Raw genomic sequence first — 15,239 nt, 5'->3', positions numbered from 1 at the left:
GAAGGGCCGGCCACCGCCGGCGCGCCAGCGCCGGCCCTGACCGCTGGTGGTGCCCGGTGAGCGGGGCGGCTCTCGGTAAAGGGGCAATAGGTCTTCGCCCAGGCCGCCGGCGCCGGGAAGGCGCCCCCCAGCGGCCTCCCGAGAAGATCGCAGCGGCCCAGTCCAGTCGGAAGCAGCGGTGGACGCGGCGCCGGCAGCTCCGTGCTGTCACAAAGCTCCAGCGCTGCCAGAACTGCGGCCACACGACCACGGCAGCGGAGTCGGGACCGACGCTCGGTGTGATCACCAACCCGGACGGCTCGCGGTCGGCCGCGTACGGCGGTCTCACCACGTGCGGATCGGTGTGGGTCTGCCCGGTATGCGCCGGGAAGATCGCCACCCGCCGAGCGGACGACCTGGCCACGGTCATGCGCGCGGTCGACGACGCCGGCGGGTCAGCGTTCATGCTCACCCTGACCATGCGCCACGACCGCGGCGACCGCCTTGGGCTCTCCCGCCAGGACCGCTCCCGACGCGCCGAGCTCGAGGACCGCGCCGCGATGCGCGACGTGGCCGAGGCCAACGGCTGGGACGTCGACGAACACGCCGCCGAAGCCGAAGAGATCGAGCTCGGCGACATCCGTTCCCGCGAGGGCGTGTGGGACGTGCTCGGCTACGCCTGGTCCTCGGTTACCTCCGGATCGGTGTGGACCAAGGACGCCGAGCTGTTCGGCGGCCTGCTCGGCTGGGCCCGCGCGGTCGAGGCCACCTGGGGCGACCGCAACGGGTGGCATCTACACATCCACGTCCTGCTCTGCTTCGCCGAGCAGGTTTCCGCCGACATCGTCGCCGCCTCCGTCGCAGCCCGGATGTTTGGACGGTGGCGGCGCGCTCTCGAACGCAAGGGCTACTCAGCCTCCAAGGAGCACGGGTGGGACCTGCGCCGCGCGCAGCTCGGCGACGGCGACCTCGCCGACTACTTCGTCAAGATGGCCCACGAGGTCACCAGTGGGCACCGCAAGGAGGCCAAGGGCTCTCGCGGAGGCCGGACCCCGATGCAACTCCTCGGCGAGGCCGTCGACACCTACGAGGCCAGCGCCGTGGCCCGCTGGTGGGAATGGGAGCGCGCCTCCGAGGGCCGACGGCAACTCACCTGGTCGACAGGCCGCCGCGACCTGCGCGCGTTCGCGAGCCTCGGCCACGAGGCCACCGACCAGGAGATCGCGGCAGAGGACCAGAATGCCGACCTTCGTCTCGGCCTCACCGCCGATGGCTGGGACTGGCTGCGCCGCACTCACCGCGAACCCGAGCTTCTGACCGTCGCCGAGGTCGGCGGGCTCGACGCCGCCCGCGTCTGGCTACAACGACACGGTCTGAGATGGACGGAGGCCACGCCGTCGCTCGGGCGCCCGGCGCAGTGATCCAGCCCTATGGCTGGCGCTTCGAACATGACTCCAGCACTACCTGTCAAGAGAACGGCCACTCTCCGCGAGTAGCTGCGCTTTACTAGTGTCCTGCGCCAGTAGTTCGTTGTAGAAGTCGTGCGAGCGATTCGAGGATCGATCTGGTCGGCGGTCTTGGTCCAGATGAACGGTTGTGGGTCGTCGTTCCAGACCTTGATCCAGCGCCGGATGTCGGCTTCGAGCGCCTGCACGCTGCGGTGGTCGCTGCGCTGGAGCAGGTCGGTGGTCACGTAGGCGAAGAACCGCTCGACCTGGTTGATCCACGACGAGTAGGTCGGAGTGAAGTGCATGTGGAACCGCGGGTGGCGCTGCAGCCAGGCGGTCACCGTCGGGCTCTTGTGGGTGCCCTAGTTGTCGCAGACCAGGTGCACCTCGAGATGCTCGGGCACCGCCGCGTCGATCTTGGCCAGGAACTTGCGGAACTCCACCGCCCGGTGCCGCCGGTGCAGGCTGGGAATCACCGTGCCGTCGGCGGTGTTCAGCGCCGCGAACAGGCTGGTGGTGCCGTGGCGGACATAGTCGTGGGTCCGGCGCTCGGGCATCCCGGGCATCATCGGGAACGCCGGCTGGGACCGGGACAGCGCCTGGACCTGCGACTTCTCGTCCACACACAGCACCACTGCGGCCTCGGGCGGGTGCACGTAGAGCCCGACGACGTCGTGGACCTTCTCCACGAACAACGGATCGTTGGAGAGCTTGAACCCGTCCTCGCGGTGCGGCTTGAGCTCGAACGCCCGCCAGATCAGGGGGCATCCTGGCCGTTCGGTTGCCCCTGGCCCCAAGTACTGCGACTGCGGCTGGCTGGGGAGCACCCACCGGCCCTGCTCAGCGTCCCTTTGCGGCTGAGGCGGCTGGTTCGGGTCCTGCGTCATCGAGGGCGTCTCCCAGGTCCGTGGGGTGGCAACTTCGCCCGCATCGGACAGAACGACCGAAGCGTTACGACAGCGGCGAACGCCGTGCGCCGTCGCGCCAGCCATCTCGTTACGGTTACCCCTCGTGTCTCGTCTGCTTACGTGGATGCTCGTCCTGCTGCCCGCCGTCGGTGCCCTGCTCTTCCTGACGGGCACAGGCGTGTTCGGCGCGCTACCACATGAATGGTGGGACCCAAAGGGATTTGTCGTGAATCTCGCGTCAGGGCTTACGGCTGCGTGCGTAGGTATCCCCTTCGCGGTCTTCGGGGTTCAGTGGATAGTTCGGAAGCGTGAGCATGAGAGAGAAGTGGAAGTTCTCCGACTCCTAGTACGCAAGAACGTCGAGGAGGTGGGGCGTTCAAGTTTTGCGATGCTTTGGAATCTTGTACCAGGAGATGTCCGTAATGCATTTCTCGCAATCAGTCACCTTGGTGAGATTCTTAAACAGATCAAGAGCTATGATGCCGATTCCTCAGACTCCGGCGATCTTCAAACACTGCGAGCTGAACTGCACCGGCTTCTGCGATTGACCGGTGACTACTACTTGGGCGGACTCGTGGCTCTCAGGTCTGTCTGCGAAGGTGCGCGGCATAGCGCGTTGCGGAGGTGGGAGTTCTTGTCGTCCGACTTGCTCCCTAGGTGCGAGTTCTCGGGGGTCCCCTCGGGCTTGAAGGAAGGTGAAATCAAGAGAATCAGCGAGTTCTTACGTGGAAATGACGACGTAATTGCAACGTTGTGCGAATACCGCCGACGGGACGCCGATACTTGGGTCGATCTCATTGTTCCGGTATCGCCAACCCTTGAGGAAGGTTACTCAGTGGATCTTGAAGCCGCGGGAGATTTGACTCTAGTGGCGTACAAGGCCCTGACGGGGTTACAGAAGTACATACTATTCATGAGCGCGGTAGGACAAGCGGCAATCGACGTAGACGCGGACCTCACTGGAGCCGACGTAAACATCGGGGAATTCATTACGGACACCTCCGCATTTAGCGGCTAGCGCTGCCTAATGAACAGATGAGACTCCCCTACTTACCAATCCGCGGGCGCGCAGCGCCGCTGTACGAGCGGGCTCCCACGGACGTTGCCTCCAGTCAGCGGCACTTTGATAGTTGGCCAGTCCCTGTTCCACCGCCTCCAAAATCATCTGGACAATGGGTTCGGACGAACGGGCCCTGTTCTCGTTTCCTTGCAGCTCATTTTCAAGGCGAAGCGTCTGCATTTCATCCTCCGCTATGAGACGGATGGACCGCTTCTCGGGTTCGGTCTCCCACGCTTGCCGTGCTTCGCCCTAGTTCGGCGTACGCAAGCTGGCGAAGTCACGTTTCTAATTGATGCCAACGAACGAAAGCCCCCGAGTTCCGTGGTGCGAATTCGACTGCTGCTTCTGTTCCATTACTCATCGGCGATTTGTCGATGGACTCTTCATCGCTGTGTCGATAACCTTCTCGTCATCGCTAGATATGATGTGCCCAATCGTGGTTAATAGCGAAGACCTGCAATGAGTTTCCGATACCGATTCAGCTGCGCCTACGCACGTTCATAGAGATGGGACCAGCTTTGGCAGCTCAAGCAACGAATCAACGGCGATGGTCGGACGAGCGAACTCTTCGCCCTGGAGAAGACGACCCCAAGGACCTCGCATAATCAGAGCCGTCTGGAGCCCCGCTTGAATCGCCGGCATGATGTCGTTGTCGAGTCGGTCACCGACGTACAGTATATTGCTGGGCTCGTGGCCAGAAACGGCAATGAGCTTGAGGAAGAACGCGACATCCGGCTTAGATACGCCCCAGTCGTCAGAGGTCGCGATCACGTCGGCCGGCAGGTTGAGCTCGCGGATGAAGCGGCCGGCACGGCTGGTCTGGTTCCCTGCAATGCCTACCAAGTAGCCGGCGGCACGCAGCTCCTCTAGGCATGGTCGGACGTCGTCGTAAAGGTCGTGAGCGTTGAGGTACTCGCCAAGCCCTGAGTCGATCCGCTCCTGGCGCGCCTTCTCGAGGTCGAAGCCGGGCCGGAAGTGCTGGAACACCTCGCGGTAGTCCTCACCCCGGGCGATGACCGCGCCGAAGACGGCGGAGAAGGTGTGCCGCGGGACCCCGAGCCAGTCCGCCCACGTCCCGTACTCGCGGGTCTCGTCGATGAGGGCTTCGCCGACGTCAAACCAGACGGCGCGGATGGTCACTACTAAGCCTCCTCGAGTTGCAGTGCGCTGAGTCGCTCGGAGAACACCCGCACGGCCGGCGTCGTGCTGTGCGGGGAGACGAGGTCGTGGAACTCCCGCAGACGTTCGACTCCGGTGGCGTAGCCCGCGCGCCGGAGCTCGTCCGCCGCGTCCACGGCGACCGAGCAGGCCTGCTCGAGGTCGCCCGCGTGGTAGTGCACCGTCGCGAGGTCGGCAAGGAAGACGGAGCGCTGCTTGATGGCCGACAGCGGAAGGTCCAGCGCCTCGGTGAGCTCGGAGGCCGCGGCGTCGTAGCGGCCGGCTTGCAGGTTGGCGTAGCCGGCGAAGCCAGCGAGGCGGTTCACGTCGTAATAGTCGAACCACCGGAGGTCGGCGTTGATGGACGACCGCGAGTAGGCCGTTTTCGCCGCGTCGACCGCCCGAAGCGCCGATGAGTGGTCGCCGGCGTGAGAGTGGAACTCTGATTCAATGGCGAAAGCCCACGACTTCAACGGTCCGTGAGGATCGAGGTCGATCTGCTGTCGCGCACCTTCGAGATACTGCAGAGCAGATGTCATGCTGTGCTCGGCCGCGGGGATGAACGCCATGTGCCCCAGGGCGGCCGCGGCCTGGTGCCTGTCGCCAGCTTCGGAAGCGGCTTCAACAGACAGGTTGTAGTAGCCGCGCGCGGACATGGCGTCGTCGAAGTCGAAGAACGACAGTCGGCCGGCCAGAAGTGCTACCCGCGCACGGTTCGCCAGGAGCTTGGTGCGTGCGAGGTGGTCCTTCGTCCCTCGTAGGGCATCCGAGACCGCCTCCAGGTGCGCAAGCACCGGCCGAATCAGGGCGCTCGGGCTGGCCGAGTGGTAGAGGGTCTGGTATCGGTCCGCGAGGTCGTCCAGGTCCCGGACCGAGCCCCTGACTGGCGACGAACGGGGCCCAGCCAGCCGCGACACGGCCGGCGCTACAGGGGCCAGGCCCAGGAGCTTGACCAGGGTTCGCCGGCGCATCAGCTCGTCCCTCCACACATTCGCCATGCGGCTCTCGAGGATCGTTGCTGCTGGCCCGAGCTGCTCGAGGAGGGCAGCGGTCTCACTGATGACTCCTGCGAGGTCGGCGTCGGGCTCGTCGGAGGCGACCATAGAGGAGGCCGCCGGAGCCGGCGCAGCGATGGAGAGGCCGAGTGCCGTGGCGTGGGTCTCGAACAGCACGCACAACAAGTCACGGTAATACGGGCTGACGCCTTTCTCGCCACGTTCCCACTTCGACACCATGTCGGCGTTCACGGCCGCGGACCTGTCGCGGTACTTGTGGTGAGCCAAGACCTGGAGCTGTTCAGCAACAAAGCGCTGAGTCCAATGACGACGGCGACGAGCGTCCTTCAGTACGCACTGAGCGTTAGTTACAGACATTCCGCCATCACCGCCGCGTCGGATCGCTGTTGCGAGATACTATTCTAAACGACGCGGTCCGCGGATGGGGACTAGTTCCGGGACTAGTTCGGGACTGGCGTATCGGACTACGCGGTTGCGTCGATTCGGCCCAACCCTTGGAGGCATGTTCGAGTTCAACGCACCCATCGACACCAACCAGCTGCAGGCCATCGCCACCGGCCACGCACAGACCATGGAGCGCTGGGAGGACACGCCACAGGGCCGGCGCTCCTCGGGCCAGCCGCTCATCGACGAGGCCACCGGCGCGCCGGTGCGCATCTACGACGTCATGCTCCCGACCGGCCGCGACGGCCGTCACGAGCTCCACGGCGTCCGCATCACTTCGCACGAGGCCCCCGAGCTCACCCCGTACACGCCCGTGGAGCTGCCCGGCTTGTGGGCCAAGGTCCGCCAGGCCCGCAACGGCGGCAAGGGCGTCGACGTCTCGTTCTCCGCCGACGGCATCGCGCCGGCCACTGGCTCGGTCCCGCGCCCGACACGACGCCAGGCCGAATCCGAGGCGGCCTGAGATGGGCTGGCAGCAGCACGCGGCGTGCAGAGACACCGTCCCTGACCTGTTCTTCCCGGCCTCGGACGACTTCACGGCGCCGGAGACCGTGCGTCAGCTCCTCGTGGCGGGCGCAGTCTGCGGACGCTGCCCAGTCCGCCGTGAGTGCCTCACCTACGCCGTGGAGTCCGGCCAAGCGCACGGTATCTGGGCCGGGCACACACCGGCCGACCTGCGCGCGATCCGCCGCCAGCGCGCGGCCGGCGTCCCGGACCCCGTGGTGGACGCCGACCCGATGTGTCCGGGGTGCTCGCTGCTGTTCGCCCTGCCCGCCATCGATGGGCAGCTGTGCCCGGCGTGCGCCGAGCGCCAGGAGAAGGGGGCCTGAGTCATGTCCGAGCTCCATCACCTCCGACCCGTCCGGCCAACCGACCACCGCACCGCCGGCGGCCCTGGCTTCCTCGGTCGGCATCGCGCACGACGCGCGCAGCGCGAGTACGAGGCCTCGATCCTGACGTTCGCGTCGGCGTTGAAGGGCGAGTTCCGCGCCGCGTGCGAGGGACTGCACATATGCCACTACGTCTCGGTCGCTGCGGGACTCACCGTCCGGACACCTCGCGTTGGCGAGGTCCGACCTGGGCCGCCCCTGTCGTTCACGGTCGAGCTGCTGCCCGGCCAGGAGCCGAGCGACTTCACGGCCAGGGAAAACGGCCCGCGCCTCGCGCACTCCCTCGGCGGGCACGGACTGCGCGTCGAGCGCATCGCCGGCCGGTGGGTGCGACTCGTGGTCCTCGCTCACGACCCGCTGGCCGATGGATTCGGTCTTCCCTCACTCACGGTCGCCGCCGGTGCGGAGTCGGTGGTCCTCGGGCGGACCGAGGGCGGAATCACGCTCGGCCACGCGATCGCCGATCCCGCCCACCTCGCCGTGCAGGGGCAGAACGGCTCGGGCAAGTCCGCGTTCTGCTACGGCCTGCTGTCCCAGCTCGTCGCCGCGCCCGATGTTCTGATCGCCGGCTCCGACATCACCGGCCTCGTGCTCGGACGCGCCTTCGACGACACGGTGCATCGTCCTCACCAGGTGGTCGGCACGAGCGACGTCGCGGCCCATGCTGTCCTGCTCGAGGACCTCGTCGCAGAGATGGATCGCCGCCTCGAGCACATCCCGCCGCGCCAGGACAAGATCGAGCCGACGCCGAGCACGCCCACCGTCCTCGTCGTGCTCGAGGAGGTGCCAGGCCTACTCCGGGCTGCGGACGGCCTCCCCAAGCCCAAGCGTGGCGACGGCATCCCGGTCGGCGAACGCATCCGCACCGCGATCCTGCGGCTCCTGAGTGAGGGCCGGAAGGCTGCGTTCCGGGTCCTGATGCTCGCCCAGCGCTTCGAGGCCACGGCTGTCGGCGGCGGCTACGCCCGTGATCAGTTCGCTCTGCGGCTCTCTTTCCGGGTCCCGGCGGACTCGCTGGTGATGCTGCACGGCGACGACGTCCGGCGCCTCGGCCAGGAGCACGCCAACGCCGCCCCCGGCATCGCCTACCTCTCCGGGCTCGGGCGCGACTGCGAGCGCATTCGCGTGCCCTACCTCGGCGACTACGGCGAGTACGTCGACCGCGTGCAGCGCTTCGGACGGCGGGCGCACCGATGAACCTCCTCGCCATCGTCATCATCGCCGCGCTCGTCACCGCGCTACTGATCAAGAGCCGTCGGGCCGCGCCGGCGCTCGTGTCCGGCGTCGTGACCCTCGTCCTGCTCTTCGCCGCGTTCCCCACGCTCGGCCCGGCGGTGTCGAGCTCGGCCGGGGAGTTCGCCCGCCAGCTCGGCGCCGCCACCGATCGCGCCGCCGACGTCCCTGCCGCAGCGGAGACGGAAGGCGAGCAGCCGTGAGTGCCGAGACCATGCGCCGCCGCCTCGACGACGCCTCCGAGGCCGTCCGTGCGGCCAACCACGTCCGCCTCGGCGAGACCACGACCGCCGATCATGCCTACGACGTCGTCGGCACCCTCGACGAGCTCGTGCACCGCATCCCTCAAGTCGTGGAGCACCTCGCCGGCGCGCTGCGTCGGACCGACGCCGCCGACTACCGCGACGACCGCGGCCACGACCCGATCGGCGCCCTGTTCGCGGTCCAGGACGAGCTCCGCGACGCCCGGGCGGCTCTCGACGCGGCGGGCCGCCATCTGGCCACCGCCCACAACCACCTCGGTCACCTCGGCCGAGTGATCAGGGAGGACTGAGTGATGAACGGGCATGAGCTGTTGACGAAACTCCGCGATCGGGACGACCCGACCTCGCTGCGCGACATCCCCGCACCGCAGGTCTACACGGTGGCCCAGGTCGCCGGGCTGCTCGGTGTCGGCCGCGGGACGGCCTACGAGCTGATCCGCGCCGGGAAGATTCCGGCCAAGCAGATCGGGCGGCGGTGGATCGTCCCTCGCGAGGCGTTCCACACGTGGCTCACCGATCTGGAGGCTTCGGCGTGAGCATCCACAAGACACCGCGGGGCCGGTGGGAGGCAAAGTGGCGTGACCCCTCGGGGCGCCAGCGGTCCAAGAATTTCCCGACCAAGCGTGAGGCCAAGGACTTCCTCGCCGAGATGGCGACGACGCTGCGTCGCGGGAACTACGTCGACCCGCACGCCGGCCGCCAGCGATTCGAGACCCACGCGCGGGCGTGGCTCGCGAGCCGGAACGACGAGGCGACCACGAAGGCACGTGACGCGTCGATCATGCACAACCACGTGATCCCGCAGTGGGGGTCGTGGCAGCTCGGCAAGATCGATCATCTGTCGGTGCAGGGCTGGGTGACCGAGCTCGGGACTCGCCGCTCCCCCGCCACGACCGCCGAAGCGTTCCGCCTCACCTCGGCCGTGCTGCGCTCGGCGGTCCGCAACCGGCTGATCGCCTTCAACCCCTGCGAGGACGTCCGGCTCCCGAAGCGGCGCAAGCACGACCACGACGACCGTGTCATCTCGCGGGAGGACCTGAGCCGGCTGCTGCTCCCGGCCCTTCCCGAGCGCTACCGCGCCTTCGTCGCGACCACGGCCTGGGCCGGTCTGCGGTGGGGTGAGGTCGCCGGACTACGCGCCGACGCGCTCGACCTCGAGGCCGGCCGGCTCCGGGTGATCCGCGTGGTCGTGGAGGTCAGCGGCAACACCGCGTTCAAGCCCTTCCCGAAGTCCGTCGCCGGCCGCCGCACCGTGCCGCTGCCCCCGTGGCTCGTCACGATGATCGGCGAGCACAACGACCGGTACGGCCTGGGAGACCACGGACTCGTCTTCCCGAACGCCGTGGGCAAGCCCTTGCGCCGGACCCTCTTCCGCTCCCGGGTATGGCGGCCGGCGCTCGTGCGGGCGGGGCTGCTCGGCGAGGTCGCCGAGATCGACGGCCACAAGTTCGAGGCCCGGTGGGCCGACGAGGACGGAGACGAGGACTCGGCCATCTGCGGGTCGTACGAGGAAGCCGTCAAGGCCGTGGCGCGGGAGGCAGGCGCCGGGCTGCGCTTCCACGACCTGCGCCACTCCTACGCGACGTGGCTGGTCGACGACGGAGTCCCGCCGAACATGGTGCAGCGGGTCATGGGCCACGAGAACGTGACGACGACGCTGCAGCTCTACACGCGGCGCACGGAGCACCACGAACGCATCCTCGACGCCCTCGGCGGCCAGCCCACGCCCGCCGCCGACGACCCCGCGCCGACGAGCTCGGACAGCGACGACGACCCCGACGAGGAGGACCCGGGAGTGGTGACGCCGTGAGCCATGTTCGTCAGATGTTCGTCATCGAGGCCCCGACACGAGAAAACCCCTGGCCTGTGGCTCTCCGTGAGCCTGTGACCAGGGGCTTTGCTGGTGGGCGATACTGGGATCGAACCAGTGACCTCTTCGGTGTGAACGAAGCGCTCTACCCCTGAGCTAATCGCCCGCGGCCTCGACGAGCCTAGACCATCATCAGAGAGGGCTCTGCAGCCAGGTCCAGTGCCCGAGGCCCACCAGCTTGGCGACGAGGTACGGCGCGCCGAGCAGCCAGAGGGTCGCCAGGACGATGGCGCACGTGAGCAGGCCGAGCAGGCACTTGACGAGGATGCTCTGCCGGCCGACCCACTCCATCCAGCGGTCGTAGTGGTGCCGGGCGAAGCGCAGGAGTCGGCCGGCCCAGGTGAACTCGGTGGCCAGGATGCCGAGGCCGGCGAACACGATCAGCCAGCCGGGGCCCGGGTACGGGATCGCGACGATGCCGGCGACGAGGACCAGACCGCCGAGGACGCCGACGACGATGCGCCAGATCAGGTTGGCGCGCGGGTTGCCGCGCACGCGGGCGCGGAAGTGTCGCAGCCGCGTGCGGAGGGTGCGGTGCCGGGGCGGAGCGGTGACGGTGGTCGGGCCGTCGGGGGGCGCCTTGTCAGCGGTGGCGGTCGACTGCTCGGCCGGTTCGCTCACGTTCCCACCTGTCCACTCGCGACGACTCGGGTCGGCGAGGCGGGCGCCGTCCGGCCCGGCTCGATCGAGACCGCGAAACCGGCGAACGGGACCGCCGCCGCCGTCGAGGGTACGGAACTCACGGTCGGGGTCTGCTGGGTGACGTCGAAGGTCCCCAGCGGCCGCGGTGTGCCGTCGGCGAGCCCCCAGAGCACGTAGATCTCGTTCTCACCGTTGGCGCCGAGCCCGCTGGTGAGGACGCGGGGGCCGGTGCCGTCGTCGACGACGAGCCCGACGAGCGCGCCGTCGGGGCTGGCCAGCGTCGCGTGCGTGACGCCGGGGGTGCCCGCATCCCGGAGCACGTCGACCACGGCGGCGTCGCGCTCGGCCTGGGCCGCCGCCGCGGCGGCGGCGTTGTCGCGCTCGGTGCGCAGGGACTGGTTGGCGACGGCGAGGCCCCCGACCGCCGCGACGACCAGGGCCACCGCGGCCACCGCGAGCCAGCGGGAGGCCCGGCGCCGGGGCGAGAGCGGCACGACGGTCGCCTCCCGCTCCTCGGCGGTGGGCTGGGGCGCGGGCTCGGGAGCGGCCGGTTCCGCCACCGGGGCCCCGGCCAGCTCGGGCAGATCGACGCCCTCACCCGACACCGACTCGGCCGCCGCGGCGTCGAGCAGCCGGCGACGCAGGTGGCGCGGCGGGCTCGCCGGGACGACGGCCTCGGCGAGCTCGCCGAGCGTCTCCAGCGTCTCGTCGACCGTCTGCCGGCAGGTCGGGCAGGTCTCGAGGTGGGCGGCGAAGTCCGCCTCCTCCTCGTGATCGAGGGTGTGCAGCGCCCAGCCCACCGCGAGGGCGTCGTGGGCGCCGGTGTGGGAGTCGGGGACGGCCTGGTCGCTCATCGTCCCTCCTCGTCCACCTCGACGTGCGGACCCAGGAGGGCCCGCAGCTTCTGGGTCCCGGCGAACATCCGGGACTTCACCGTGCCCAGCGGTATCCCGACGAGGCTCGCCACCTCGCGCTGGGTGTAGCCGCCGAAGTACGCCAGGGCGAGCGCCTCGCGCTGGTCGGCCGGCAGCTGACCGAGCGCGTCACGCACCTTCCCGGCGACGACCGCCCCGAGGGCCGCCTGGTCGGCTCCCGGGCCGGGCGGGACGTTCCACTCCTCGCCGTCGGAGCTGGGTGGCACGGTCCTCTTGCGACGGGTCGCCTCCCGCCGCACCGCGTCGACGGCGCGGTGGTGGACGAGGGTCAGCAACCAGCTCGAGACCGCGCCACGGTCCGGGTCGAACCGTCCGGGGTCCCGCCACACCACGAGGAACGCTTCCTGCACCACGTCCTCCGCCAGCGACTCGTCGACGCAGATACGGCGGGCCAGGGAGTACGCGGGGCGCCCGAACCGGTCGTAGAGCTGCGCGAGGGCTTCCGCGCTGCGCTCACCGATCTGTTCGAGCAATGTGGCATCGGTCACACCAGCGAGAGCGTCGTCGTCACGCTCCGGAGCCGCCTCCGGGACTCCTCGCGACGCGTCCGTCACTGGTCGACCCTCTCCTCGGGTGTGTATGTCCGGGTCAGACAGGCGTCAGGCTAGTGCTCTCGGGGCAAGCACGGACGCCCGGCCGGGGTGGGTGGTTCGTTACGGAACCGAACCGGGTACGTCGCCCTGTGGTTGCCCGTCCGGTGTGATGCATGCGTGAGCCGGGTGAACCGCCGTCACAGGGTCGCTTGCCAGTCGTTTCCCCGAACGACAGCAGCGTGCGAAAGGCAGCCACATGCTCAACGACCACACGACGATCCGCTCGACGGCGGTCTTCGACCTCGTCGGTCCGCCGAACCCGCCCGTGCCCGTCCAGGTCGAGATGCGTTACGACACTCGCGACCCGTACGCCGTGCAGGCCGCGTTCCGCACCGGCCGCGCAGGATGGGTGGAGTGGGTGTTCTCGCGGGACCTCCTCACCGAGGGGCTGCTCGGCGTCTCGGGCGCGGGCGACGTCCGCATCCGCCCCTCCGACGGCGACGCCGAGTCGATCGAGATCGAGCTCAGCTCCCCCTCGGGTCACGCCACCTTCCGTGCCGCGAGCCGTGAGGTGTCGGAGTTCCTCGCCCGCACCCACGAGATCGTCGCCCCCGGCGCCGAGGACGACTGGCTGGATCTGGAGCACGCGCTGGGCCTGCTGCTCTCGAGCGATCCGAGCTGACAGACCCCCCCCCGCGGGAAGCGGGGGGCGCACGGTGCAGTAGTGTTCTCTTCGTCGGCAACGGCGGGTCGGAACCCCGAAACCCGCCGGCCACACGCGGACGTAGCGCAGCTGGTAGCGCATCACCTTGCCAAGGTGAGGGTCGCGGGTTCGAGTCCCGTCGTCCGCTCGGGAGGGCTCCTCGGCATCAACTTCTCCACGGTGAGCCGGACGACCTCCGGATGCCTGGCGCAGTGGCCGAGTGGCTTAGGCAAGGGCCTGCAAAGCCCTGTACGCGGGTTCGATTCCCGCCTGCGCCTCGGGCGATTAGCTCAGTGGGAGAGCACTACCTTGACACGGTAGGGGTCACTGGTTCAATCCCAGTATCGCCCACCCCAGAAGCCCTGGTCAGCGGCCTGAGAATGGTCGACGGCCAGGGCTTTCTGCACGTCCGGGACCGATTCCGGGGAGGCCGCTGTGACCGACGTGCCCGCCGACGACCAGGGCGGCGACCCGGCCTGCTGGATGCACCGGGTCTGCGGCGAGTGCGGGCGGCTGGCCGACGAGGACCCACCCACGCGGTGCCCGTCCTGCGGTGCCCAGCTCGAGGTCGACTAGCTCGGGACGTGCCAGCCTTTCCTCAGGAAGCTCGGTTCCGTCTCGATGTCCGACTCCCTAAGATCACTCGACGTGACGATCGATGTGCCGCTCCCCCGGTCGGGCGACATACAGACTGAGCGGCCCGACACCGTGACCTCCAATCTCGTCGAGCCCGGCACGCTCCGTGTCCTGCGCATGCTGGCCGCCCACCCCGAAGGTGTCGATCTCGCCGTTCTGAACGGCCACCTCGGGCGATCGAGCACCCCGGTGGTGCAGGGACTGCTCCGGGCCGGCCACGTGGAGCGCACGTCCTCCGGCGGCTACCGCCTGCGGCCCGTCCCGACCGCACCGCGGCGGGAGCTGCCCGAGGTCTTCTCGGACGCCGTCAGCGATCTCTACCGGCGCACCCGCGCCTGGACCTATCTCGTCGAATGGGCCGACGACGACCACATCGACGTCGTCGACATCCGCGGACACCAGGGTCTCGGGCTCGTCCCCGAACTCCCGCCGCGGGTCCCGCCGTCGATGGCGCACGCCCTGGCGGTCAGCAAGGTCCTCGTGGCGCACCGACCGGGCCGCCGGGCCCGGCTGGACCCGCGCCGCTGGCGGGCCTACACGCCGGCGACGATCACCTCGCCCGACGTCTACGACGCGGAGCTCGCGCGCGTGCGGCGCGAGGGCTACGCGGTCGACCGCGAGGAGTACGCGACGGGTTTCGCGTGCGTGTGCGCCCCGATCGCCGACCCCGGCGGCCGGGTGAGCGCCGCGATCGCGGTGTCGCTGCCCGCCGCGCGCCTGCGCGGCGAGCTCGACCGGCTCGCGGCGGACGTCACCGACGTCGCCCGCGTCGCCCACCGGCACTGGTACCGGTAGCCGGTACGGGTAGCCGGTACCCAGCGCCCCGAGGGTCAGCTCTCGTCGTACTCGTCCGCCGCCTTGTTGCGCTGCTCGGCGATCTCGAGCGCGTGCGCGGCCGTCTCCTTGTCGGGATAGGGACCGAGGCGGTCGGCGGCGCGGCAGCCGTCCCACGGCTCCACCTGATGGTGCTTGAGGCAGAAGTACCACTCGTTCTCGTGGGCCACGGGTCCATGCTGGCACGGTTCGGCCTCGGGGAGGGGACGACGCGGCGGGGCGAGCGGGGGCATGCGGCCCGTCGCGGGATCCACGAACCGGGCGTGCAGGTCGCGCAGCCGCTCCTCCCCCACGCGCTCGCGCTCCGGACGGGCGGCGTCGCGGCGCACGCACTCCTCGAGGTCGGCGACGACGTCCTCGACGTGCCAGTGCGCCCCGCACTCCTCGGCCAGCGCCAGCCAGCCCCGCGCCACGGTCGCACGGAGATTCGTGGCGTCGACGACGACGTCGACCCCGTCCTGCAGCATGCCCTGCACGAGCAGGCGCTCCGCCGCGGAGATCACCCGCTCGACCGCGTCGACCGGGGCCGCGTAGTCGGGGTCGACCATGCTGCGCCGCAGGTCGTCGCGGTTGACCCGCACGATCCGCCCCGGTCGCCGCGAGGCCACCAGCGCCCGCGCCCAGGTCGTCTTGCCCGACGCCGGGAGCCCGCGGGTCAGGTAGAGGGTCGACACACCGTGAGGCCGC

Annotated in this window: 18 protein-coding genes, 4 tRNA genes and 1 pseudogene; 15 read left to right on the top strand and 8 right to left on the bottom strand. The window is 69.3% G+C overall.

The annotated features are described in order from the left end of the window. Nucleotides 1–278: 278 nt before the first annotated feature. Entirely contained in the window at nucleotides 279–1,400 is a 1,122-nt protein-coding gene (locus PH189_RS27905) for a rep family protein (RefSeq protein ID WP_274192128.1), read from the top strand. Between the two features lie 122 nt (nucleotides 1,401–1,522). On the opposite strand, the pseudogene PH189_RS27900 reads toward PH189_RS27905, so the two are convergent. Continuing rightward, a pseudogene (locus PH189_RS27900) lies at nucleotides 1,523–2,185 on the bottom strand (IS630 family transposase); the annotation flags it as partial. Between the two features lie 274 nt (nucleotides 2,186–2,459). Between PH189_RS27900 and PH189_RS27895 the strand changes: the two are divergent. Continuing rightward, nucleotides 2,460–3,353, top strand: coding sequence for a hypothetical protein (locus PH189_RS27895; protein WP_274192127.1), 894 nt, complete (start codon nucleotides 2,460–2,462; stop codon nucleotides 3,351–3,353). A 540-nt stretch (nucleotides 3,354–3,893) separates the two neighbouring features. Here PH189_RS27895 and PH189_RS27890 read toward each other — a convergent pair. Both PH189_RS27890 and PH189_RS27885 read right to left on the bottom strand, forming a co-directional pair. Then, a complete protein-coding gene (locus PH189_RS27890; protein WP_274192126.1) occupies nucleotides 3,894–4,535 on the bottom strand; it encodes an HAD family hydrolase in 642 nt (213 codons plus the stop codon). Nucleotides 4,536–4,537: 2 nt separating this feature from the next. Beyond that, on the bottom strand, nucleotides 4,538–5,800 hold the full coding sequence (locus PH189_RS27885; protein WP_274192125.1) for an NsdA family TPR-like regulatory protein: 1,263 nt from the start codon (nucleotides 5,798–5,800) through the stop codon (nucleotides 4,538–4,540). Between the two features lie 271 nt (nucleotides 5,801–6,071). On the opposite strand from PH189_RS27885, the gene PH189_RS27880 reads away from it, so the two are divergent. Genes PH189_RS27880 through PH189_RS27850 form a run of 7 tightly spaced genes read left to right on the top strand, consistent with a single transcriptional unit; the run spans nucleotide 6,072 to nucleotide 10,209 of the window. Beyond that, nucleotides 6,072–6,476, top strand: a complete 405-nt coding sequence (locus PH189_RS27880) for a hypothetical protein (RefSeq protein ID WP_274192124.1) — start codon at nucleotides 6,072–6,074, stop codon at nucleotides 6,474–6,476. A gap of 1 nt (nucleotide 6,477) precedes the next feature. Continuing rightward, entirely contained in the window at nucleotides 6,478–6,843 is a 366-nt protein-coding gene (locus tag PH189_RS27875) for a WhiB family transcriptional regulator (protein ID WP_274192123.1), read from the top strand. A 3-nt stretch (nucleotides 6,844–6,846) separates the two neighbouring features. Further along, entirely contained in the window at nucleotides 6,847–8,100 is a 1,254-nt protein-coding gene (locus tag PH189_RS27870; protein ID WP_274192122.1) for a hypothetical protein, read from the top strand. Next, nucleotides 8,097–8,339 (top strand): hypothetical protein, encoded by a 243-nt coding sequence (locus PH189_RS27865; protein ID WP_274192121.1) that lies wholly within the window; start codon nucleotides 8,097–8,099, stop codon nucleotides 8,337–8,339. Before PH189_RS27870 ends, PH189_RS27865 begins: the two co-directional genes overlap by 4 nt. Next, on the top strand, nucleotides 8,336–8,689 hold the full coding sequence (locus PH189_RS27860; protein WP_274192120.1) for a hypothetical protein: 354 nt from the start codon (nucleotides 8,336–8,338) through the stop codon (nucleotides 8,687–8,689). The genes PH189_RS27865 and PH189_RS27860 overlap by 4 nt, the downstream gene beginning before the upstream one ends. A gap of 3 nt (nucleotides 8,690–8,692) precedes the next feature. Then, nucleotides 8,693–8,935 (top strand): helix-turn-helix domain-containing protein, encoded by a 243-nt coding sequence (locus tag PH189_RS27855; protein WP_274192119.1) that lies wholly within the window; start codon nucleotides 8,693–8,695, stop codon nucleotides 8,933–8,935. Further along, entirely contained in the window at nucleotides 8,932–10,209 is a 1,278-nt protein-coding gene (locus tag PH189_RS27850) for a tyrosine-type recombinase/integrase (protein WP_274192118.1), read from the top strand. The genes PH189_RS27855 and PH189_RS27850 overlap by 4 nt, the downstream gene beginning before the upstream one ends. 91 nt (nucleotides 10,210–10,300) lie before the next feature. Here PH189_RS27850 and PH189_RS27845 read toward each other — a convergent pair. The 4 genes from PH189_RS27845 to PH189_RS27830 form a co-directional block, all read right to left on the bottom strand. Next, a tRNA-Val gene (locus PH189_RS27845) sits at nucleotides 10,301–10,375 on the bottom strand. A 26-nt stretch (nucleotides 10,376–10,401) separates the two neighbouring features. Then, nucleotides 10,402–10,890 (bottom strand): TIGR02611 family protein, encoded by a 489-nt coding sequence (locus tag PH189_RS27840; protein ID WP_274192117.1) that lies wholly within the window; start codon nucleotides 10,888–10,890, stop codon nucleotides 10,402–10,404. Beyond that, nucleotides 10,887–11,765 carry a zf-HC2 domain-containing protein gene (locus PH189_RS27835; RefSeq protein WP_274192116.1) on the bottom strand — a complete coding sequence of 293 codons (879 nt, stop codon included), beginning with the start codon at nucleotides 11,763–11,765 and terminating at the stop codon, nucleotides 10,887–10,889. The genes PH189_RS27840 and PH189_RS27835 overlap by 4 nt, the downstream gene beginning before the upstream one ends. Then, nucleotides 11,762–12,334 carry an RNA polymerase sigma factor gene (locus PH189_RS27830; RefSeq protein WP_274192115.1) on the bottom strand — a complete coding sequence of 191 codons (573 nt, stop codon included), beginning with the start codon at nucleotides 12,332–12,334 and terminating at the stop codon, nucleotides 11,762–11,764. The genes PH189_RS27835 and PH189_RS27830 overlap by 4 nt, the downstream gene beginning before the upstream one ends. A 301-nt stretch (nucleotides 12,335–12,635) precedes the next feature. On the opposite strand from PH189_RS27830, the gene PH189_RS27825 reads away from it, so the two are divergent. The 6 genes from PH189_RS27825 (at nucleotide 12,636) to PH189_RS27800 (ending at nucleotide 14,513) form a co-directional block, all read left to right on the top strand. Next, the gene (locus tag PH189_RS27825) at nucleotides 12,636–13,061 is read left to right on the top strand and encodes an SsgA family sporulation/cell division regulator (RefSeq protein WP_274192114.1); all 426 of its coding nucleotides are present in this window, start codon (nucleotides 12,636–12,638) and stop codon (nucleotides 13,059–13,061) included. Nucleotides 13,062–13,157: 96 nt separating this feature from the next. Further along, nucleotides 13,158–13,230: transfer RNA gene (locus tag PH189_RS27820), tRNA-Gly, on the top strand. A 58-nt stretch (nucleotides 13,231–13,288) separates the two neighbouring features. Then, nucleotides 13,289–13,360 (top strand) — tRNA-Cys (locus tag PH189_RS27815). A 1-nt stretch (nucleotide 13,361) separates the two neighbouring features. After that, a tRNA-Val gene (locus tag PH189_RS27810) sits at nucleotides 13,362–13,433 on the top strand. Between the two features lie 84 nt (nucleotides 13,434–13,517). Then, nucleotides 13,518–13,658, top strand: a complete 141-nt coding sequence (locus tag PH189_RS27805; RefSeq protein WP_274192113.1) for a hypothetical protein — start codon at nucleotides 13,518–13,520, stop codon at nucleotides 13,656–13,658. Nucleotides 13,659–13,790: 132 nt separating this feature from the next. Then, on the top strand, nucleotides 13,791–14,513 hold the full coding sequence (locus tag PH189_RS27800) for an IclR family transcriptional regulator (RefSeq protein ID WP_274192112.1): 723 nt from the start codon (nucleotides 13,791–13,793) through the stop codon (nucleotides 14,511–14,513). Nucleotides 14,514–14,548: 35 nt separating this feature from the next. Here PH189_RS27800 and PH189_RS30375 read toward each other — a convergent pair whose 3' ends face one another. Beyond that, nucleotides 14,549–15,226, bottom strand: a complete 678-nt coding sequence (locus PH189_RS30375; RefSeq protein WP_337994199.1) for an AAA family ATPase — start codon at nucleotides 15,224–15,226, stop codon at nucleotides 14,549–14,551. Nucleotides 15,227–15,239 lie beyond the last annotated feature (13 nt).

Origin of the sequence: Actinomycetospora chibensis, assembly GCF_028737215.1 — a bacterium.
In the GTDB taxonomy this organism is placed as follows: domain Bacteria; phylum Actinomycetota; class Actinomycetes; order Mycobacteriales; family Pseudonocardiaceae; genus Actinomycetospora; species Actinomycetospora chibensis.
Note: the sequence above shows the minus strand (reverse complement) of the source record. Positions and strands in the feature narration are given on the sequence as shown.